Annotated in this window: 11 protein-coding genes; 8 read left to right on the plus strand and 3 right to left on the minus strand. The window is 68.4% G+C overall.

The window, feature by feature from the left end; all coding sequences use genetic code 11:
- Positions 1-114: 114 nt before the first annotated feature.
- Both FHS42_RS14570 and FHS42_RS14575 read left to right on the plus strand, forming a co-directional pair.
- The gene (locus FHS42_RS14570) at positions 115-3,840 is read left to right on the plus strand and encodes an AAA family ATPase (protein ID WP_184572615.1); all 3,726 of its coding nucleotides are present in this window, start codon (positions 115-117) and stop codon (positions 3,838-3,840) included.
- 209 nt (positions 3,841-4,049) lie between these two features.
- A complete protein-coding gene (locus tag FHS42_RS14575; protein ID WP_184572616.1) occupies positions 4,050-5,477 on the plus strand; it encodes a sugar porter family MFS transporter in 1,428 nt (475 codons plus the stop codon).
- Positions 5,478-5,571: 94 nt separating this feature from the next.
- Here FHS42_RS14575 and FHS42_RS14580 read toward each other — a convergent pair whose 3' ends face one another.
- On the minus strand, positions 5,572-6,603 hold the full coding sequence (locus FHS42_RS14580; RefSeq protein ID WP_184572617.1) for an LLM class flavin-dependent oxidoreductase: 1,032 nt from the start codon (positions 6,601-6,603) through the stop codon (positions 5,572-5,574).
- An 83-nt stretch (positions 6,604-6,686) separates the two neighbouring features.
- Positions 6,687-8,198: a purine-cytosine permease family protein gene (locus FHS42_RS14585; RefSeq protein ID WP_184572618.1), complete on the minus strand. Its 1,512-nt coding sequence runs from the start codon at positions 8,196-8,198 to the stop codon at positions 6,687-6,689.
- 191 nt (positions 8,199-8,389) lie between these two features.
- Here FHS42_RS14585 and ftsY point away from each other — a divergent pair, with 191 nt between their 5' ends.
- The gene (ftsY, locus tag FHS42_RS14590) at positions 8,390-9,601 is read left to right on the plus strand and encodes a signal recognition particle-docking protein FtsY (RefSeq protein ID WP_184572619.1); all 1,212 of its coding nucleotides are present in this window, start codon (positions 8,390-8,392) and stop codon (positions 9,599-9,601) included.
- 789 nt (positions 9,602-10,390) lie between these two features.
- Here the strand turns inward: ftsY and FHS42_RS14595 are convergent.
- The gene (locus tag FHS42_RS14595; RefSeq protein ID WP_184572620.1) at positions 10,391-11,059 is read right to left on the minus strand and encodes a bifunctional DNA primase/polymerase; all 669 of its coding nucleotides are present in this window, start codon (positions 11,057-11,059) and stop codon (positions 10,391-10,393) included.
- Positions 11,060-11,620: 561 nt separating this feature from the next.
- Here FHS42_RS14595 and nsdA point away from each other — a divergent pair.
- From nsdA to ffh, 5 genes are all read left to right on the plus strand, one after another.
- A complete protein-coding gene (nsdA, locus tag FHS42_RS14600; RefSeq protein WP_184572621.1) occupies positions 11,621-13,123 on the plus strand; it encodes a transcriptional repressor NsdA in 1,503 nt (500 codons plus the stop codon).
- Between the two features lie 517 nt (positions 13,124-13,640).
- On the plus strand, positions 13,641-14,945 hold the full coding sequence (locus FHS42_RS14605) for an ammonium transporter (RefSeq protein ID WP_184572622.1): 1,305 nt from the start codon (positions 13,641-13,643) through the stop codon (positions 14,943-14,945).
- Positions 14,942-15,280: a P-II family nitrogen regulator gene (locus FHS42_RS14610; protein ID WP_184572623.1), complete on the plus strand. Its 339-nt coding sequence runs from the start codon at positions 14,942-14,944 to the stop codon at positions 15,278-15,280. Before FHS42_RS14605 ends, FHS42_RS14610 begins: the two co-directional genes overlap by 4 nt.
- Positions 15,281-16,299: 1,019 nt before the next feature.
- Positions 16,300-18,942, plus strand: coding sequence for a [protein-PII] uridylyltransferase (locus FHS42_RS14615; RefSeq protein ID WP_376772593.1), 2,643 nt, complete (start codon positions 16,300-16,302; stop codon positions 18,940-18,942).
- Positions 18,943-19,534: 592 nt separating this feature from the next.
- A complete protein-coding gene (ffh, locus tag FHS42_RS14620) occupies positions 19,535-21,103 on the plus strand; it encodes a signal recognition particle protein (protein ID WP_184572624.1) in 1,569 nt (522 codons plus the stop codon).
- Positions 21,104-21,149 lie beyond the last annotated feature (46 nt).

A 21,149-nucleotide genomic window follows, 5' to 3' on the forward strand; every position in this document is an offset into this window, starting at 1 on the left:
CGTCTGATGTGCCCTTTACCTTCCCCGGCGAAACCGAAAAGGGCGCCGCGGCGCGCTCGCCCGCGCGCCGCGGGCGGCCGTCCTTTGGGTGAGTGAGCGGTAAAGTCCCACGGCGTGCACCTCAAGAGCCTGACCCTGCGAGGTTTCAAGTCCTTCGCCTCCGCTACGACGCTGCGCTTCGAGCCGGGTATCACCTGCGTCGTGGGTCCTAACGGGTCTGGCAAGTCCAATGTCGTCGATGCCCTGTCGTGGGTCATGGGCGAGCAGGGCGCCAAGTCCCTGCGCGGCGGCAAGATGGAAGACGTCATCTTCGCGGGAACCACCGGCCGTCCGCCGCTCGGCCGTGCCGAGGTCTCCCTCACCATCGACAATGCCGACGGCGCGCTGCCCATCGACTACGCCGAGGTCACCCTCACGCGGATCATGTTCCGCAACGGCGGCAGCGAGTACCAGATCAACGGTGACACCTGTCGGTTGCTCGACATTCAGGAGTTGCTGTCCGACTCCGGCATCGGCCGTGAGATGCACGTCATCGTCGGCCAGGGGCAACTCGACTCCGTTCTGCACGCCGACCCGATGGGGCGCAGGGCCTTCATCGAGGAAGCGGCCGGGGTTCTCAAGCACCGCAAGCGCAAGGAGAAGGCCGCCAGGAAGCTGGACGCGATGCAGGCCAACCTGGCCCGCGTGCAGGACCTGACCGATGAGCTGCGCCGGCAGCTCAAGCCGCTGGGAAGGCAGGCGGCGGTCGCACGTCGGGCCGCTGTCATCCAGGCCGACCTGCGCGATGCCCGGCTGCGGCTCCTCGCCGACGACCTGGCAACTCTGCGGGAAGCACTACGGGCCGAGGTCGCTGACGAGGCGGCGCTGAAGGATCGCAGGGAGACCGCCGAGAGCGCGCTACGCGCCGCCCAACGGCGTGAGGCCGCGCTGGAGGAACACGTACGGGCCCTATCGCCGCGGCTGGCGCGTGCCCAGCACAGCTGGCACGAGCTGTCTCAGCTCGCGGAGCGGGTACGGGGCACCATCGAGCTCGCAGATGCGCGGATCAAGAGCGCGACCTCGGCGCCCGTGGACGAACAGCATGGGCGCGATCCGCAGGAGATGGAGCGTGAAGCACAGCGCATCCGCGAGCAGGAGGCCGAGTTGGAGGCCGCTTTGGAAGCGGTCAGCCGAGCCTTGGACGACACTGTGGCCCACCGCGCCGAATTGGAGCGTGAGCTCGCGCAGGAGGAGCGCAGGCTTAGGGATGCCGCCCGCGCCCTGGCCGACCGTCGCGAGGGCTTGGCGCGGCTACACGGGCAGGTAAACGCTGCCCGCAGCCGCGCCGCCTCCGCGCAGGCCGAGATCGACCGGTTGGCGCAGTCCAGGGACGAGGCTTTGGAGCGGGCGGTCGCCGCGCAAGAGGATTACGAGCAGCTGAAGACCGAAGTCGATGGGCTCGATGAAGGTGACGCGGAGCTGGCAGACCAGCACGAGCGGGCCAAGAGGGAACTGGCGGAGGCCGAATCCGCGCTCAGCGCGGCGCGCGAGGCGGCGACGGCAGTCGAGCGCAAGCGCGCGGCGACAGCAGCCCGGCACGAGGCCCTTGCATTGGGACTGCGCCGCAAGGACGGGACGGGCGCACTCCTCGCAGCCGGAGACCGGCTCGGCGGGTTTCTGGGCCCCGCCGCCGAACTGCTCACCGTTGCTACCGGCTACGAGGTGCCGCTCGCGGCTGCCCTGGGCGCCGCTGCGGATGCGGTCGCCGTCACCGATCCGGCGACGGCGGCCAATGCCCTGCGGCTGCTCCGTAAGAAGGACGCGGGCCGCGCGGCACTGCTGCTGAGCGCCACCGTGGGCGCCCCGGAGCGTGAGGCGAGAGCCCCGGAGCGTACGGGCAGGCGCGAGGGCGCGCGTGATGGCGTCAGCGGTGTCGCTGTCTCCCCGCAGGCCGCCGGCCCCGCCGGAGTCGTTGGTGACGCGGATACCTCTGGCGCTGGGGAGAGCGCCTCCCATGCTGCGGACCTTGTGGGCCTCCCCGGAGCGCCGCTGTGGGCAGCGGAGCTCATCAGCGGGCCTGCTGGGCTGCTTCCCGCAGCGCGGTGGCTGCTGCGCGATGTCGCGGTCGTGGGAACCCTGGAAGACGCCGAGGACCTGGTGGCTGCTCGACCCGAGTTGACGGCGGTGACGGCTGAAGGTGATCTTTTGGGAGCCCACTTCGCGCAGGGTGGCTCGGCCGGGGCGCCCAGCTTGCTTGAGGTACAGGCGCAGGTGGATGAGGCAGCGGCGCAGCTCACGGAGCTGGGTGTGCGGTGCGAAGAGCTCGCCGATGCACAGCACGGGGCGCAGGGCCGGCGGGCCGAGGTGGCGGCGCTGGTGGAGGAGTTGGCTAGTAGGCGCAGCGCGGCCGACCGGGAGAAATCGCGGGTCGCGCAGTCGCTAGGGCGACTCGGTGGCCAGGCGCGGGGCGCCGCGGGGGAGGCAGAGCGGATGACTGCCGCCGCGGCCAAGGCAGCGGAGGCGCTTGTCCGGGCGAACGACGAGGTGGCGGAGCTGGCCGAGCGGTTGCGGGTGGCGGAGGAGGAGTCGCCATTCGGTACGGACGGGGCGGAGGAGCCTGACACCTCGGTTCGCGACCGGCTGGCTGCCGATGGCGCGAACGCCCGCCAGACGGAGATGGAGGCCCGGCTCCAGGTCCGTACGCACGAGGAGCGCGTGAAGGGGCTGGCAGGGCGGGCGGACGCGCTGGACCGGGGGGCGCGTGCGGAGCGCGATGCGCGGACGCGGGCCGAGCAGCGGCGCGCCCGGCAGCGCCACGAGGCGGCGGTCGGGGCCGCGGTCGCCTCCGGCGCCCGTCAGCTCTTGGCCCATGTCGAGGCGTCCCTGAAGCGGGCTGATGAGGAGCGGCGGGCGGCCGAGCGGGCGAAGACAGAGCGCGAGGCCGAGCTGGTTGCGGAGCGGGATCGAGGTCGAGACCTGGCCGCGGAGCTGGACAAGTTGACGGACTCGGTGCACCGGGGCGAGGTGCTCGGGGCGGAGAAACGGCTACGTATCGAGCAGTTGGAGACGAAGGCGCTGGAGGAGCTGGGCATGGAGCCGGCGGGTCTCATCGCCGAGTACGGCCCCGATCAACTGGTGCCGCCCTCGCCGCCCGCGGAGGGCGAGGAACTGCCGGAGGACCCGGAGCATCCACGGAACCAGCCGGTGCCCTTCGCACGGGGCCAGCAGGAGAAGCGGTTGAAGGCCGCCGAACGCGCGTACCAGCAGCTCGGCAAGGTGAATCCGCTGGCACTTGAGGAGTTCGCGGCGCTGGAGGAACGACACAAGTTCCTGACCGAGCAACTTGAGGACTTGAAGAAGACCCGGGCCGACTTGCTCCAGGTGATCAGGGACGTGGACGAGCGCGTGGAACAGGTCTTCACGGAGGCGTTTCGGGATACGGCGCGGGAGTTCGAAGGGGTCTTCTCGCGGCTCTTTCCTGGCGGCGAGGGCCGTTTGATCCTCACTGACCCGGACAACATGCTGACCACCGGTTTGGATGTCGAGGCCCGCCCCCCGGGCAAGAAGGTCAAGCGGCTTTCGCTGTTGTCCGGCGGCGAGCGGTCGCTGACCGCCGTTGCTCTGTTGGTGTCGATCTTCAAGGCGCGGCCGAGCCCGTTCTACGTGATGGACGAGGTCGAGGCGGCGCTGGATGACACCAACCTGCAACGGCTGATCCGGATCATGGAGGAGTTGCAGGAAAGTTCGCAGCTCATCGTGATCACGCATCAAAAGCGCACCATGGAGGTCGCCGACGCGTTGTACGGCGTGTCCATGCAAGGCGATGGGGTGTCGAAGGTCATCAGCCAGCGGTTGCGCTGACCTTCAGCGGGCGACTTCATTAGTTGAAGTAACAGGCGAAGAACGGGGCAGGATAACTTCACAGTGGGGATCTATTGACTTCGAAACTTGAAGACATAGTCTCTGCAACGTTGCTTTTACCTTCAAGTGGTGGCTCGCGCTCAGTCATGCCCCACTAGGAGTGCCAGCCCCCCACGCCCGGCAGTGCGGCCGGGCCCCAGGAGTTCACGTTGACCAGCCCCGCGCAGCCGCCGGCGCCGGAGGGCCGCAAGGCCCGCCCCGAGCACCTTGGCCATGTCATCTTCATCACCGCGGCAGCCGCCATGGGCGGCTTTCTCTTCGGCTACGACAGTTCGGTCATCAACGGCGCCGTCGAAGCGATCCGAGGCCGATTCCACATCGGCTCCGAAGCCCTGGCTCAGGTCATCGCGGGGGCCCTCATCGGATGTGCCATCGGCGCGACGACGGCTGGTCGGCTCGCCGACCGGATCGGCCGTATCCGCTGCATGCAGATCGCCGCCGTGCTGTTCACGATCAGTGCGATCGGCTCGGCGCTGCCCTTCGCGCTCTGGGACCTCGCCATGTGGCGCGTGCTCGGTGGAGTCGCCATCGGCATGGCCTCCGTGATCGGCCCCGCCTACATCGCCGAGGTCTCACCCCCCGCGTATCGCGGCCGGCTCGCCTCCTTCCAACAGGCGGCGATCGTGATCGGCATCGCCGTCTCCCAACTCGTCAACTGGGGCATCCTCAAGCTCGCTGACGGCGACCAGCGCGGCAAGGTCGCCGGCTTCGAGGCGTGGCAGTGGATGCTTGGCGCGATGGTCATCCCCGCCATCGTGTACGGGTTGCTCTCATTCGCTATTCCGGAGTCGCCCCGTTTCCTGATCTCGGTCGGCCGGATCGACCAGGCGCGCAAGGTGCTTGCCAGCGTCGAGGGCAAAGCGGTGAACCTTGATCTGCGGGTCGCCGAAATCCAGGAGGCCATGCGCCGCGAGCGCAAGTCCACCTTCCGGGACCTGATGGGCGGCCGGTTCACGCTGCTACCGATCGTGTGGATCGGCATCGGTCTCTCGGTCTTTCAGCAGCTCGTGGGCATCAACGTGATCTTCTACTACTCGTCGTCGCTGTGGCAGTCCGTTGGCATCGACCCAAGTAGTTCGTTCTTCTACAGCTTCACCACGTCGATCATCAACATCATCGGCACCGTAATCGCCATGGCCTTCGTCGATCGCATCGGCCGTAAACCCCTGGCGCTCATCGGCTCGGTCGGCATGGCCTTCTCGCTTGGCGTCGCCGCCTGGGCGTTCTCGTCGAAGACCGGCTCGGGCGAGGACATCTCGATGCCCGACACCCAGGGCACCGTGGCGCTCATTGCTGCACACTCGTTCGTGCTCTTCTTCGCCCTCTCCTGGGGCGTGGTCGTCTGGGTACTGCTCGGCGAGATGTTCCCGAACAGGATTCGCGCCGCCGCGCTTGGTGTCGCCGCCTCCGCCCAGTGGGTCGCCAACTGGGCGATCACCGTCAGCTTCCCGACCCTCTCGGACTGGAACCTCTCCGGCGCCTATGTGATGTACACGATCTTCGCCGTGCTCTCGATCCCCTTCATCCTCAAGTGGGTGCCGGAGACCAAGGGCAAGGCGTTGGAAGAAATGGGCTGATCCCCCGCCCCGTCCCTTGCCCCATGGGCCCGAACTCCGGTGCCGGGGCCGCCTTGGATGGCTGCCCCGGCACCGTTACGAAACGGCATCGCCGCTACAGAGCCGGGGCAGCGTCAATCTTGGGCAGCACAGCGCTCGCGAACAAATGCAGCGAGCTCCAGCCCTCCTCGACCGGGATACCGCCGCACAGCGGATGCAGAATCAGCCTTCCGCCCTCACCAAGGTGCCCTGCCAGCTCCACACACTCGTGGGGCGTTACCACTCGATACACGCCCTCCCGACGGAGCGCATCCACATCGTCCGCCGTGGAACGCGCCCCGGAGCGCGCACCAGGCGCCTGCCAGGAGGCGTGCACCCGAGCCTCGTGCAGCAGATGCTGCCCGTACGTGGCCCAGGTGCGATCCGGGTCCTCGGACAGGTGCAGCAGCGGAGTACGGGGTGCGGGCATGACGCAGCGCCCCATGGTGCTGTACTCCGCACACCGTGCCTGGTAGTACGCCGCTAGGTCCGGCAGATGTGCGTTGAGGAACAGCGGCAACCCCAGGCGCGCCGCGCGCCGTGCGGCAAGCCGGGAACTACCACCGACGTACAGCGGCGGATGCGGCTGCGTGTACGGGCGCGGGGTAACTCGTACGGTGCGGCCCCGATAGCCGAACGGCTCGCCGGTCCAGGCCGCCAACAGCGTCTCCAGTGCCTCGTCCTGGAGCTTGCCGCGCCAGCGCCAGTCCTTGCCGTGCGCTGCGTACTCCACTCGCCGGGAACCGAGGCCCGCGACGGTGATCAGCCTGCCACCGCTGAGGAGATCGAGTACGGCGATGTCCTCAGCGAGCCGCAACGGATCGTAGAGCGGGGCGAGCAGCGCGGCGACGGTGACTGAGATCTGCCGGGTGGCGCCGAACACGGTGCCGGCGAAGGTGAGCGGGGACGGTAGCCATCCGTTGACGGCACCGTGGTGTTCCTCGGTCTGGATGGTCCCCATGCCGCGGTCGTCGGCGAAGGCGGCCATGTCGATGGCCGCGCGGTAGCGCCGAGAAAGGGACTCAGGTGTGGCGGTGGGGTCAACGAGGTTGAACCGTACGGCGGTCGTGGGCGCCGTTGGCGGGCCGATGGGCTGGGCAGCGGGCATATGGAGATCCCCTTCGCCGTAGACGGTCCGAGGACGGCGAAGGGGACGGTAGCGTGCGGTGCAGCCAGGTGGTAGGGCGCGGATTAGCCGACGAGGTTCGACTTCCGGCCAACGCTCGGCGCCTCGTTCGGGGCCTCGTCGGCGCCCTCGCGGGGCCGTGGGAGCAGGGTGAAGCTTGCCGCCGCGATGAGGATTGTTGCGGTCCACCCCAGACCGTTACGTCCGATCCAGCTCGTGGCAAGCGGGCCGGTGAACCAATCGACCTTGGTGAAGCACAACCCCACCGTCAGCGCCAGCGCCCAGGCCGCCATGGCCTGCCAGCAGAAGCCGCCCGTGTACCAGTACCGACTGCTGGGGCCGGTGTCCATCAGCCCTTGCGCGTCGTAGCGCACCGCCAGCGCGCGGCGGCGGAACATGTCCACCGTGTACACGCCGATCCAGGCGGAGAAGGAGACGGCGAGCAGCGTGAGGAAGGTGATGAACGAGCCGTAGAAGCTCTTGGCGACCAGCATCAGCAGCAGCCCGCCGACCAGGCTGATGACGGCGTTGACCGAGACGGCGAGGGCGCGCGGCAACCTGACGCCCATGGTCTGCGCGGTGAACCCGGCGGAGTACATCGACAGGCTGTTGATCAACAGCATGCCCACCAGTGCGGTGATCAGATACGGCACCGCCAGCCAGGTGGGCAGTACGTCACCGAGGAAGGACACCGGGTCGGGGGCCGAGGCGAGGTCGGGCGTGGAGACCGCCATGACGGCGCCCATCAGCACCATCGGCACCAGGACCAAGCCCGCGCCGGAGACCGTGACGCCGACGATCTTCTTGCCGGAGGCTGCGTGCGGCAGGTACCGCGCGAAATCGGGTCCCGTGGGCACCCAACTGATGCCCCCCGCCGCAATCGTGCCGATGCCCGCGATCATCATCGCGCTGCTTCCGGTCGGGCGGTCGAAGACGGAGCCCCAGTTGGTGTCAACGATGAGATAACCGAGGACGAGCACGCTGAAGGCACCGAAAACATAGGTTGACCAGGTATTGCACACGTTCAGCGCGGCCCGACCCATGCCACTGACCAGGAAGGTGGCGGCTACAAAGGCGAACAGTGTGATGACGATTAGCACATCGTTCTGCCGCACGCCGAACAGCAGGTCCATAACGGTCAGTACGGCGTATGCGCCGGTAACCGCGTTGATCGTCTCCCAGCCGAAACGGGCCACCCACAACACGGCGCCCGGGAAGTAGTTGCCTCGGACGCCAAACGCCGCACGCGAGAGCAGCGCACCCGGCGCTCCGCCCCACTTACCGGATACCGACAGCACGCCCACCATCCCGAACGAGACGGTGGCGGCGCACCCGGCGACCAGCAGCACCTGCCAGAGGTTGAGCTGATTGAAGACCACGAGGCCCGCGCCCATGGTGAGCAGCAGCACACTGATGTTGGCGGCCATCCAGGTGGGGAACAGTTCGCGGACCCGGCCATGGCGCTCGTGAGCGGGCACCGGCTCGATACCGCGGGTTTCGATGGCGCTCGCGGCAGAAGCGATGGCCTTATCGGCAGCCAGGGTGGGCGAGGCGGACGCGGTGGACGTCTGGTCCATGGACTGGGGCTCCGTGCGTTCAAACGGTGGCGGGGCGGCCACCTGAGTGAGGGGACGCGGAGGACTCTACGCGCGTTGCATAATCCCACACCATCGTACTTTGCTCCAAGTTCGGCAGCTAAGTGGCTTTGGTCCTCGGCACCAACCGATGGCATCGTTATTCCGGACGCGTGGCCGATACTGGGTTCGTTATGGAAATCGTCATCCTTGCTGTAGTCATCGCTGTGGTCGCGCTCGGCGCGATCAGCGGGCTCGTCGTCAGCAGCCGCAAGAACAAGCGGCTGCCCCCGGCCCCGCCGAGCAGCCCGTCCGTTACCGCGCCGCCCGCCGAACCACACGTCGGCGAGGAAGCCGAGACCCCGCGCGAGGAACCGCGCCGCACCATCGAAGAAGTGGACCTGCCGGGTGCCACCGTCACGGCGCCCGAGGCCCAAGCGCCTCTTGTGCCCGAGATCGAGGTCCCGGAGCCGAGCGCGGGCCGCCTCGTACGGCTGCGCGCCAGGCTCTCCCGTTCGCAGAACAGCCTCGGCCAGGGCCTGCTGACCCTGCTCTCCCGTGAGCACCTCGACGAGGACACCTGGGAGGAGATCGAGGACACCCTGCTAACCGCCGACGTTGGCGTCGCTCCCACACAGGAGCTCGTCGAGCGGCTTCGCGAGCGCGTGAAGGTGCTCGGTACCCGTACGCCCGACGAACTGCGCAACCTGCTGCGTACCGAGCTCTTGCTGCTCATCGGCACCGACAGCGATCGCACCGTGCACACCGAGAGCGGTGTGACCCCAGCCGGCCAGGACAAGCCCGGCGTCGTACTGGTCGTCGGCGTGAATGGCACCGGCAAGACCACGACCACAGGCAAGCTCGCCCGGGTACTGGTCGCTGACGGCAAGTCCGTGGTGCTCGGCGCGGCCGACACCTTCCGCGCCGCAGCCGCCGACCAACTACAGACGTGGGGCGAGCGCGTCGGCGCCCGCACGGTGCGTGGCCCGGAGGGTGGCGACCCTGCATCGGTCGCCTTCGACGCGGTAAAGGAGGGCATCGCCGAGGGCGCCGACGTGGTGCTCATCGACACTGCCGGACGGCTGCACACCAAAACCGGCCTCATGGACGAACTGGGCAAGGTCAAGCGTGTGGTCGAGAAGCACGGCGTCGTTGACGAGGTGCTGCTGGTCCTCGACGCCACCACCGGCCAAAATGGGCTCGTCCAGGCCCGAGTGTTCGCGGAGGTCGTGAACATCACCGGCATCGTGCTGACCAAACTCGACGGCACTGCCAAGGGCGGCATCGTCGTCGCGGTGCAGCGGGAACTGAAGGTGCCGGTCAAGCTCGTGGGCTTGGGCGAGGGCGCGGACGATCTGGCTCCGTTCGAGCCGGAGGCGTTCGTGGACGCGCTGATCGGCGACTGAGATTGAGAAGAGGGCCCAGGGCCGCCCCGCTCCGGGGCGGCCCTGCTGCTGTTGGGCGGAGTGGCTGCGGACGTCGTCGGGCCGTCACGGGGCGGGTTCACAGGGTGCGGTGCGTTGCGGTACGGATGCGGACGCGTGGCCTCGTAGGGCCCACGGGGCCTCGTCGGGCGGAGTGGGGCGCTGCGCTTGCCGCAGGAGGCCGTAGCCGCGACGTGGGGCTCGACACTCCGATTGACGGGGCCGTCCTGGGTGGCTCTGTGGTCTTTGCGATGGGCTCGTGAGCCGTGGCTCCGTTCGCGGGGGGACTCCGGGGACCGCGAGGCCCCGTGCCCCGTGCCCCGTCCCCCGCGGGGCCCTGTGCGGGCTCCGTGGCTCGGCGGAGGCTCCATGGGACGGGGGTCCGTGCCCCATGGGACGGGAGCGCCTCGCGCTCCGTGCTCCGGACCCCGTGAGCCACCTCGCTGTAAAGCTCTGTGCGCCGCGTCGCTACCTCGGTGGTTGTGCCACGGGCCCAACGATGTGCGCCCTGACCTACGAGCCTCGGGCGATCTGTTACCCAAAGTAGCCCGTGGCTTGCTTGTAGTTTCTGTCCTGCTTCCGGCTGGCTCCCGCTGGCTCGTGCGCCCTGGGGCGTACGTAAGGGCGCGGGAATCAGCGAGTGCGCTTGCTGGGCGCCTCGGAGCGCGCGCCGTGCTCCGTGTCGTTCCGTACGCTCACGGAGCCCTACGTGACGCGTACGTAGAGACGAATCCCTCGGGGAGTGACCAACCGCCGGGGTGGGAGGCCGCTTCACGTCCCTGAGCGATGGCAGACGTACGCGAGAGTGCCGAGGAGTAGTCGAGCGTGCGGCGGCTGATCCGCCGTGTCGAGGGTCGGCGGGCGCAGCCAGCGGACCGGTCCCAGGCCACCAAGGTCGGACGGCGGGGCTGTGATGTGTTCGCCGGCTCCTAGGCATCGCAGGTCGAGTTCGGCATCGTCCCAGCCCATGCGATAGAGCAGATGGGGAAGTTCGGCTGCGGCGCCTGGGGCGACGAAGAACTGGGCGCGCCCGTCCGGCGTGCCGGTCACCGGGCCGAGTGGCAGCCCCATACGTTCCAGCCGGACCAGCGCGTGGCGGCCAGCTGCCTCGCCCACGTCCAGGACGTCGAACGCGCGGCCAACGGGCAGCAGTACGGTGGCTCCCGGTGCACTGGCCCATACCGCGGCGGCGTCATCGAGGGTGGACCCGGCAGGGACGGTTTTGGCGTGGGGCAGCGGATGGGCCCCGGGAGAAGGGCAGCCGGTGGTTCCGCAGGAACACTCACGAGTTCCGCCGGCGCCGCGTACCGCACGGGCGCCGGGTGCCACATCCCACCCCCACAGACCGGTGTACTCCGCCACCGTCGTGCTTTCGGCCGCACGGCCGCGGCGCCGTGAGGCGGACCGCATGTCCCGGATGCCGCCGATCGTGAAGCCCATGCTCCCTCCAACGGGTTGCGCTCTTCGATGGTTACGAGTTGGAGTTCCGCCATAACCCCCTGTGCCCATCAGTGGCGAGGCGGCGCTCTGTCGTGGGTCGGGTGGCGTGATTCCGAACGCGCGCCCCACGACGCATCGCTGCGCCTCCTGGGGGCGGTCCGTGTCAAGTGAATCGTGGGGAACGGAGGGGGAGTTCATTCAAAGGGGTGGCGAATGGTGGCGTTTCTCTGAGGCGCCTCGCTGGGTCCGTGATCGTAGGATTACCGTCGGTACACGTGAGTCGGAACCGTGCCTGTCCCTCGGGTGTGTCGGATCGATCTCGTGAGCCCTCAAACTGTCTGTTAAATACGCAGAGTTGGCGGCCACGGTGATGCGTGGTGGTCGTTGGCCGTGGTGCCTGGAGCTCGAACGGCACTCCCTGTATCGACCACCCGGAGGCGGAGGCGGAGGCGACGCGGAAGGCGGTCGCCCATGGCTGGTGCGGACGGTAGTGCCGCGGCGACGATCGAGCCGTCGCGGTGGAGCGAGTGGTGAAGTGACTCTCGAAGTGGGGGCGTTCCAGTGGGCGACAACGGCGGAAGTGTTGAAAAGCGCCCCAATGAGCAGTTGGGTTCCTGGTTTTTCCGTAGTGGTTGGTCCAAAGGCGAACTGGCCCGGCAGGTGAACCGCAGGGCGCGCCTACTCGGCGCGCACCACATCAGCACCGATACGTCACGGGTGCGCCGTTGGCTTGATGGCGAGCAGCCGCGGGAACCTATTCCGCGCATCCTCTCCGAGCTCTTCTCCGAGCGGTTCGGGTGCGTGGTGAGTGTGGAGGATCTGGGCCTACGAACACATCACCAGGCGCCGTCCGTCTCCGGTGTGGATCTGCCCTGGACCGGCCCCCAAACGGTGGCGCTGATCAGCGAGTTTTCCCGGAGTGACTTGATGCTCGCGCGGCGCGGCTTCCTTGGCACATCGCTTGCTCTGGCTGCCGGGCCCTCCCTGGTCGAGCCTATGCAGCGCTGGTTGGTGCCTGCCCCGGGGGGCGCTGCGGCCGAGGGCCTGACCGATGGCCTGCGGCCGGAGCGCCCGCGCCGTGCGCGTCTTTCGGGCCCGGAGTTGGACATGCTGGAGTCCACCACGAGGATGTTTCGCCAGTGGGATGCTCAGTGCGGCGGTGGGTTACGTCGCAAGGCGGTCGTAGGGCAATTGCACGAGGTGACGGACCTGCTCCAGGAGCCGCAGCCGCAGGCCATCTCGAAGCGACTGTTCCGGGCCGCGGCCGAACTCGCCGAGCTCGCCGGTTGGATGAGCTACGACATTGGTTTGCAGCCGACGGCACAGAAGTATTTCGTGTTGGCGCTGCACGCCGCCAAAGAGGCCGGAGACCGCTCGCTGGGTTCTTACGTACTCTCTGGCATGAGCCGCCAAATGATTCACCTCAAGCGCCCGGAGGACGCACTGGAGTTGATCCACCTTGCGCAGTACGGCGGTCGGGAATCGGCCACCGCGCGGACGCAGGCGATGTTGTATTCCATGGAGGCGCGGGCTTACGCGAACATGGGTCAGCCCCACAAGTGTCACCGGGCTGTCAAAACAGCCGAAGATACTTTCGCCGACTCCGAGCCAGGTGACGGCGACCCGGACTGGATTCGGTTCTTCTCTGAGGCCGAGTTGCACGCCGAAAACGCACACTCTTACCGTGACCTCGCCTATGTTGCCGGGCGCAGTCCCACCTACGCGCACTTGGCTCAGCCCTCGATGCTCAAGGCAGTCGAAATGTTCGGCCAGGAGATCGACGGAGAAACGGGCGGTGGCCACCAGCGTTCCTACGCGTTGAACCTGATTGGTATGGCCACCATCCATTTGCTCCAGCGCGAGCCGGTGCAGTGCACCGTCCTCGCCCAACAGGCGTTACGCGCCGCCCAGACAGTGTGCTCCGAACGGGTCAACAATCGGTTGCGCAAGACTGTGGACAGCGCTGTACGTGAGTACGGACATGTAGCCGAGGTATCTCAACTCGCCGATGAACTCGCTCACCATCTGCCGGACTCGGTAGAGGCCAAACACGTGGCGGTCTGACGCGGTCCGGCGTTCGATACCGCAGCCCCGCAGCCCCGCAGCCCCGCAGCCCCGCAGCCCCGCAGCCCTGCAGCCCACGCGCTGAGCTGCTGACCCCGTAGTGGCCAGTACCGATCTCACGTGGCCGTGTGCGGGTTACGTACTGCCTCGGACCGGTCACACCGGCTTTCCGAGCGAAGCCTCGTACAGCCCCGCATGGGTCTACGGGGCGCGGAGCGCGGAGCGCGGAGCACGGAGCACGGAGCACGGAGCACGGAGCACGGGGTGTGCGGGAGCATGTGTGCAAGGCGCGGAACCATGGGCGCGGGGGACGGGGAGAGTACCGGGCGCCCGGCGTCGGCCACTGGAGTTCATTCGCACGTAACATCGCCGCGCTCATCGTCACCACGGCGAAACATCGTGCGGCATTGGCTGAAACCGTGCTGCGCCAGCCTTGTAGTCATAGCGGCCCACTCGGCCCGCACTCGCTTGAAACCGCCTTGCCCGCACGGGCCGCCGTGACGAGGGGACGTCCACATTGAATGGCGCAGATACCGCATTCGTACTCATCAGTGGCGCACTGGTGATGGTGATGACACCCGGCCTCGCCTTCTTCTATGGCGGCATGGTGCGGGTGAAGAGCGCTCTCAACATGCTCATGATGTCGTTCATTTCGCTGGGGATCGTCAGCGTGTTGTGGGTGCTTTACGGCTACTCGCTGGCGTTCGGCGATGACCTGGGCGGTGGGCTGCTCGGCAACCTCGACCACATCGGTCTGAAAGGAATCGACACCACCACCCTGACCGGCGGTAATGAGGGTATTCCTGTCTTTGCCTTCGTCGTGTTCCAGCTCATGTTTGCGGTGCTCACACCAGCCTTGATGAGCGGTGCGCTGGCCGACCGAGTGAAGTTCAGCGCATGGGCCCTGTTCACCACCCTGTGGGTGAGCATTGTTTACTTCCCAGTCGCGCACTGGGTGTGGCAAGCGGATGGATGGCTGTTCCAATTGGAGGTCATCGACTTCGCCGGCGGCACGGCGGTGCACATCAATGCGGGCATCGGCGCGCTAGCCGCGGTCCTTGTGGTCGGCAAGCGCATCGGTTTCAAGCGGGACGCCATGCGCCCACACAGCCTGCCGCTGGTGATGCTGGGTGCAGCGCTGCTGTGGTTCGGCTGGTTCGGGTTCAATGCCGGCTCTGCATTGGCCGCCAACGGCACCGCCGCCACCATGGCGCTCAACACGCAGGTCGCCGCGGGCGCCGCGATGCTCGGCTGGCTCGGATACGAACGGGCCCGACACGGCGCCTTCACCACGCTCGGCGCCGCCTCCGGCGCCGTCGCAGGGCTGGTGGCCATCACCCCGGCGGGCGCGCACGTCAACCCCATGGGCGCGCTGCTCATCGGCGTCGTGGCGGGCGCCGTCTGCTCGTGGGCGGTCAGCTTGAAGCACAAGCTGGGCTTCGATGACTCACTCGATGTCGTCGGCGTACACCTCGTCGGCGGGTTGGTCGGCACACTGCTCGTCGGGCTCCTCGCCATCGACGGAGTCGGCGGCCTCAAGCAATTGGGCAAGCAGGCCATCGGCGCGTTCTCCGTACTGGCCTTCTCGTTCGTCGTCTCGTGGCTGCTGGCCAAGTTGGTTGACGCGACCATTGGCTTCAGGGCCGACGAGGACGACGAAGTCAGCGGCGTTGACCAGGCGTTCCACGCTGAGACGGCGTACGACTTCAGCGCTGTTGGAGGTTCTCCCGCTGGCCGTAGTACGGTGCGCGCCGCCCCCAGCCAGGACGAGACCGGCGCCGCCACAACGCGGCAGCCGGGGACCACGAAGGTGGACGCATGAAACTCATTACGGCCGTCGTTAAACCGCACCGGCTCGACGAGATCAAGGAAGCGTTGCAGTCGTTCGGCGTCCAGGGCCTGACGGTCACCGAAGCCAGCGGATACGGACGGCAGCGCGGGCACACCGAGGTGTACCGGGGCGCCGAGTACACCGTGGACCTGGTGCCGAAGGTACGCATCGAGGTGTTGGTTGAGGACGCGGAGGCAGCGGAACTGATCGAGGTGGTCGTCAAGGCCGCTCGTACCGGAAAGATCGGTGACGGCAAGGTGTGGAGCGTCCCGGTCGACACGGTGGTGCGAGTACGCACCGGCGAGCGTGGCCTGGACGCGCTGTAGGCATCTGGGGCACGGAGCACGGAGCACGGAGCACGGGGCGGCGGCGGGGCCCTCGTGTGGACCGGGTCCCTCGTGTGGACGGTGCCACGGGGCCGAAACGCTGCCCGGGAGCTAGAAATCGATCTACACACCTGGCGCAGTGACCACAGGCTGACGAGTTGACGAGCGGCAACACCCGCCGCTGTCTCTCCGGTGCCAAGCCCGAAAGGGAGCCCGAGTTGACGGACCGCGTCGAGAACCAGAACACGGACCAACCAGTGACAGCCGAGCGGAGCTCCAGTGGCTACGCGGCGGCTCGGCTACGGCTCCTCCAGGAGGACCCGCGGCCCGGGCCGCCACGCCGGGCACGGCTGGCCGAGCTCACGGATGCTTGGCTGGCCACCCTCCTCGCATGCGGAGTGCGCGCGGCAGGCCTGTCGCCAGCGGAATCCGCCCCTCAGCGACCGGACACCGTCGAGCGGGGCGGGGAGCAGGGGAGCGGGAGACTGGATGAGACGCGGCCGGCCGCGTCCCGGGGCGAGAGCCACGGGGCACGGGGCACGGGGCGGGGCGCCTTTGACGCGATACAAGGGAACGCGGGGCCCGGCGACGAGGCACGCGGCAGGACGTGGCCACACGGAGCACGGGGCGCGGAGCCGTGGGGCACGGTGCACGGTGCAGAAGGTGTCGGCCCGTACGGGGCGCGGGGTACAAAGGGGCACGGGGCCGACGCAGCGGGCCCGCGAGCCTCTGATGCCACCAGGCTCAGCGCCTCCCTGGGGCGCGGAGAGCCCGCCTCGCACGCCGCTGCCCTCCCGGAAGTGATGGTGGGTGAGTGGACGGGGCCCGGGGCAGGAAGCGCGACGACGGAGCACGGAGCCCGGGGCGTGAGGAAGGAGCACGGAGCCCGGGGCGTGAGGAAGGAGCACGGAGCGAAACGTACGGGGCACGGAGCCTGGGGCGCGGGGGCCGGGGCGGGCAGTGCTCAGCCGCCCGATCGCCGCCCTGCCGCTGCCGACTGTTCTGCCGCTCCTGACCCGTTGGCCGCGCCTTTCGGGCTCGCACTGCATGGCGTTGCGTCCTTGGCCGGGGTGCCATGGATCGCCGTGCGTGGCGTGGCGCTCGTCGCGGTGGGTGGCTACGGACGGGGTGAACTTTCCCCGCGCAGCGATGTGGACGTCCTGCTGCTGCACGACGGCTCCGTCGATGCGTCGGCCCTCGCCGTGCTCGCCGAGCAGATGTGGTACCCGATCTGGGACATGGGCCTTGCCCTCGACCACTCGGTGCGCAGCCTTTCGGAGGCACGCGAGGCGGCGGCGGAAAACCTCAAGGTGCAGATGGGGCTGCTGGATGCGCGACACGTCGCGGGCGACGCCGACCTGACGGCGCGGCTACGGACCGCCGCACTCGCGGATTGGCGTGCCAAGGCACCGCAACGACTGCCCGAGCTCCGCGAACTGTGCCAAGAACGGGCACAGCGACACGGCGAGCTGAGGTTCCTGCTGGAGCCGGACCTGAAAGAGGCACGGGGCGGCCTACGTGACGTCACCGTGCTACGCGCCATCGCTACGTCCTGGCTGGCGGATGCCCCGCGCGAGGGCCTAGAGGAGGCGCGTAACAAACTGCTCGACGCGCGCGACGTCCTGCATCTGGTCACCGGCCGAGCCACCGACCGACTCGCCCTGCAGGAACAGGACTTGGTGGCATCCGGCGTCGGCCTCCTGGACGCGGACGCTCTGCTGCGTCAGGTGTACGAATCGGCGCGCACCATCTCGTACGCCGTTGACATCGCCTGGCGCGAGGTCGGCCGGGTGCTTCGAGCCCGCACATCCAGGCCTCGGCTACGCGGACCACTCGGCGCCCGCACGGGGCGCGCAGGGACGGGGCACGGGGCCCGTCCTGCGGGCGGTGAACGCACACCACTCGCGGAGGGCGTGGTCGAGCACGAGGGTGAGGCGGTACTGGCCCGCAGCGCACGTCCTGACCGCGATCCCGTTCTGCCGCTACGGGCCGCCGCAGCGGCGGCCCAGGCCGGACTACCACTGGCGCCACACACTGTGCGCCGCTTGGCCGCTGCCCGGCCGCTGTCCGTCCCGTGGCCGCCCGACGCGCGTGAGCAGTTTGTGACACTGCTTGGCGCAGGCCACGCCATGGTGCAGGTGTGGGAGGCGCTGGAGACCGAAGGACTGATCACTCAACTATTGCCGGATTGGGAGCGGGTACGGTGCCGCCCGCAACGCAATCCCGTGCACCGTTGGACGGTGGACCGGCATCTGGTCGAGACCGCGGTACACGCCGGCGCGCTCAGCCGCCGCGTCGGCCGCCCCGACCTGCTACTGGTCGCCGCGCTGGTACACGACATCGGCAAGGGCTGGCCCGGCGATCATTCGATTACGGGCGAAACCATCACCCGCGATGTGGCGGCCAGGCTCGGCTTTGACACGCACGATGCCGCCATCCTGGCCACGCTCGTACGCCACCACCTGTTGCTCATCGACACGGCCACTCGCCGCGACCTCGATGACCCGGCCACCGTACGGTCCGTGGCGGCCATCGTCGGCAGCCCCGGCACACTGGAACTGTTGCACGCCCTTACTGAGGCCGATGCGCTTGCCACCGGTCCTGCCGCATGGAGCACCTGGCGCGCCTCGTTGGTGGCCGCCCTGGTGAAGCGGGTCAGGGCGCAGCTAAGTGGGGAGTCGATAGCGGAGTGCGCCGCTGCTTCGGAACCAACCGCCGAGCAGGAACGGTTCGCGATCGAAGCCTGGCGCACCGGTGAACCGGTGGTCATCCTGCACGCCCGCACGGAGCCGTACACGGTCGGTACGGGGCGGCTTCAGGCCGGCGCGGCGTGGACGGCCGGTGGCCCGGCCGCGGAGACACAGTCCGCGCTGCGAGAACCGGTGGGGCTGCCGGAACCCGTGGGCGTCGAACTGCTCATAGCCGTACCTGACCAGTCGGGTGTGCTAGCCGTCACCGCTGGAGTGCTCGCTACCCATCGGTTGACCGTACGATCCGCCGAATTGCGCGCCGTGGAGTTGCCTGGAGGCATTCTCGCGCCAGGCATGCCAGGGGCAGGGCTTGATACGTCGGGCGACGCACGGGGCACTGAATCGGCCATGACGCACATGACGGAGCAGGCGCTCAGCGCTTGCCCACCGTCCCGCCCGTCCGCGAGCAGATGGCGACGGGGCGGCGGGCAGGCGGATCGGAAGTGCGTCGCCGACCGCACAACGGGTCTTGACCCGCAGCCGGGCACCGTGTTGCTGCTGAACTGGCGAGTGGCAGCCGAGTACGGCTCGCTCCCGCAGCCCGCGCGGCTGCGGAACGACCTGATCCGCGCCTTGGCGGGCGCGCTGGACATCTCCGCCAGGCTCGCGGAGCGTGAGAACGCCCGCCCCCACCGTCGCGGTGTGCACCCCCCGCCGCCGCGGGCCACCGTCGCACCGAATAGCTCAGAGCATGCGACGGTGATCGAGGTACGGGCCCAGGACACCCCCGGCCTGCTGTACCGCATCGGCCGCGCGCTGGAAGACGCGAGGGTAGCCGTGCGTAGCGCGCACATCAGCACGCTCGGAGCCAACGCGGTGGACGCCTTCTACATCACTGACCTCACCGGCGCCCCGCTGCCGGAGCCCCGCGCCGTGGAGGTGGCAAGGGCGCTGGAAGACGCACTGCGCTGAGACCCCGATCGCCGCTTAAGGGGCGGCGGAGCACTGGCGACGGAGGGGGCAGGTGGTACACGTGCTGTCGGAGCACGGAGCACGGAGCACGGAGCACGGAGCACGGAGCACGGAGCACGGAGCACGGAGCACGGAGCACGGAGCCAAGCGTGCCGCGGAACCCACGGGGCACGGAGCACGGAGCCAAGCGTGCCGCGGAACCCACGGGGCACGGGGCACGGGGCCTGCGGTGTGTGGAGCCGCGACAGCCTCTACGGGGGCACGGGGGCGGCACCCCGTCGTGGGACCGAATTACGGAGGCACGGGCGACGGGGGCCACGGCGTGCGGCGTTCTGGCAGTAGCGAGCCCGTACTGTGCGGCTCGACGTTCGTGCACCGCATGATGCACTGTGGGCACGGTGGCGTTCGCAGACTGCCCCACAGGCGATCCGAGACATCGCGCGGCCCGCTAACGGTGCGCGCCGCAAGGAGACCGTTTCGCCCGTACCGGAGGCAACGACCCCGGACAGCGGGGCAGACCACACCGGACCGGGCGGATACCCTTGGGGGTCAACCGCCGAATCGACTTCGACAAGAAGGACTCGCGACCGCCGTGTTCGATACCCTCTCCGACCGCCTCGCAGCGACGTTCAAGAACCTCCGGGGCAAGGGGCGCCTGTCCGAGGCGGACATCGACGCCACGGCGCGCGAGATCCGTATCGCCCTCCTTGAGGCGGACGTCGCCCTGCCCGTCGTACGTGCGTTCATCAAGCAGGTCAAGGAGCGAGCGCTCGGCTCCGAGGTTTCCCAGGCGCTGAACCCTGCCCAGCAGGTCATCAAGATCGTCAATGACGAGTTGGTTGGCATTCTCGGTGGCGAGACCCGCCGCTTGCGATTTGCTAAGACGCCGCCGACGGTGATCATGCTGGCCGGTCTCCAGGGTGCCGGTAAGACCACCCTCGCCGGCAAGCTCGGCCACTGGCTGAAGGGTCAAGGGCACGCTCCGCTACTTGTGGCCTGTGACCTTCAGCGGCCCAACGCTGTCAACCAGCTCTCGGTCGTCGCCGAGCGTGCCGGAGTGGCGATCTACGCGCCCGAGCCGGGCAACGGTGTGGGCGACCCGGTGAAGGTTGCTGAGGACTCCCTGGCTTTCGCCAAGTCCAAGCAGTACGACGTGGTGATCGTTGACACCGCTGGGCGCCTGGGCATCGATCAGGAACTCATGCAGCAGGCGGCCGACATCCGGGACGCTGTCCGCCCGGACGAGGTGCTGTTCGTCGTCGATGCGATGATCGGCCAGGACGCGGTGAACACCGCCGAGGCGTTCCGCGAGGGTGTCGGGTTCGACGGTGTCGTGCTCTCCAAGCTGGACGGCGACGCCCGTGGTGGTGCCGCGCTGTCCATTGCGCATGTCACCGGCCGCCAGATCATGTTCGCCTCGAACGGCGAGAAGCTGGACGACTTCGACGCGTTCCACCCGGACCGTATGGCGTCCCGCATTCTCGGCATGGGCGACATGCTCAGCCTGATTGAGAAGGCCGAGCAGACCTTCAGCCAGGCCGAGGCCGAGCAGATGGCGGCCAAGCTGGCGAAGGGGCCCAAGGAGTTCACGCTTGACGACTTCCTGGCGCAGATGGAACAGGTCCGCAAGATGGGCTCCATCTCCAAGCTGCTGGGGATGCTGCCGGGCATGGGGCAGATCAAGGACCAGATCAACAATTTGGACGAGAAGGACGTGGACCGCACCGCGGCGATCATCAAGTCGATGACCCCAGCGGAGCGGCAGGAGCCGACGATCATCAATGGGTCGCGTCGCGCCCGTATCGCCCGTGGTTCTGGCGTTGATGTGAGCGCGGTCAGGAACCTCGTCGAGCGCTTCTTTGAGGCGCGAAAGATGATGTCCAAGATGGCCCAGGGAGGCGGCATGCCGGGTATGCCAGGTATGCCAGGCATGGGGGGCGGTTCGCGAAAGAAGGGCAAGCCCCAGAAGAAGGCCAAGGGTAAGCAGCGCAGCGGCAACCCCATGAAGCGCAAGGCTGATGAGCAGGCAGCGGCGGAGCGCCGGGCAGCTGGTGGCGGGGCTCAGCAGGACGACGCGTTCGGGCTGCCGGGCGCAGGCAAGGACGCGAGCTCGTTCGAACTGCCCAAGGAATTCCGGGACATGCTCCCGCCCCAGCAGTAACCAAAGCCGTACCCAACTTCATCGCCTCTGTGGCATCGCGCACCCG

The sequence above is a fragment of the Streptomyces zagrosensis genome, assembly GCF_014203645.1.
Classification (GTDB): Bacteria; Actinomycetota; Actinomycetes; order Streptomycetales; family Streptomycetaceae; genus Streptomyces; species Streptomyces zagrosensis.

Bases quoted from the DNA above. Each gene is read 5' to 3' on its own strand.
- FHS42_RS14580 (WP_184572617.1), bottom strand. From the start codon at position 6,603: ATGCCCGCTGCCCAGCCCATCGGCCCGCCAACGGCGCCCACGACCGCC.
- FHS42_RS14585 (WP_184572618.1), bottom strand. From the start codon at position 8,198: ATGGACCAGACGTCCACCGCGTCCGCCTCGCCCACCCTGGCTGCCGAT.
- ftsY (WP_184572619.1), top strand. From the start codon at position 8,390: ATGGAAATCGTCATCCTTGCTGTAGTCATCGCTGTGGTCGCGCTCGGC.
- FHS42_RS14595 (WP_184572620.1), bottom strand. From the start codon at position 11,059: ATGGGCTTCACGATCGGCGGCATCCGGGACATGCGGTCCGCCTCACGG.
- FHS42_RS14610 (WP_184572623.1), top strand. From the start codon at position 14,942: ATGAAACTCATTACGGCCGTCGTTAAACCGCACCGGCTCGACGAGATC.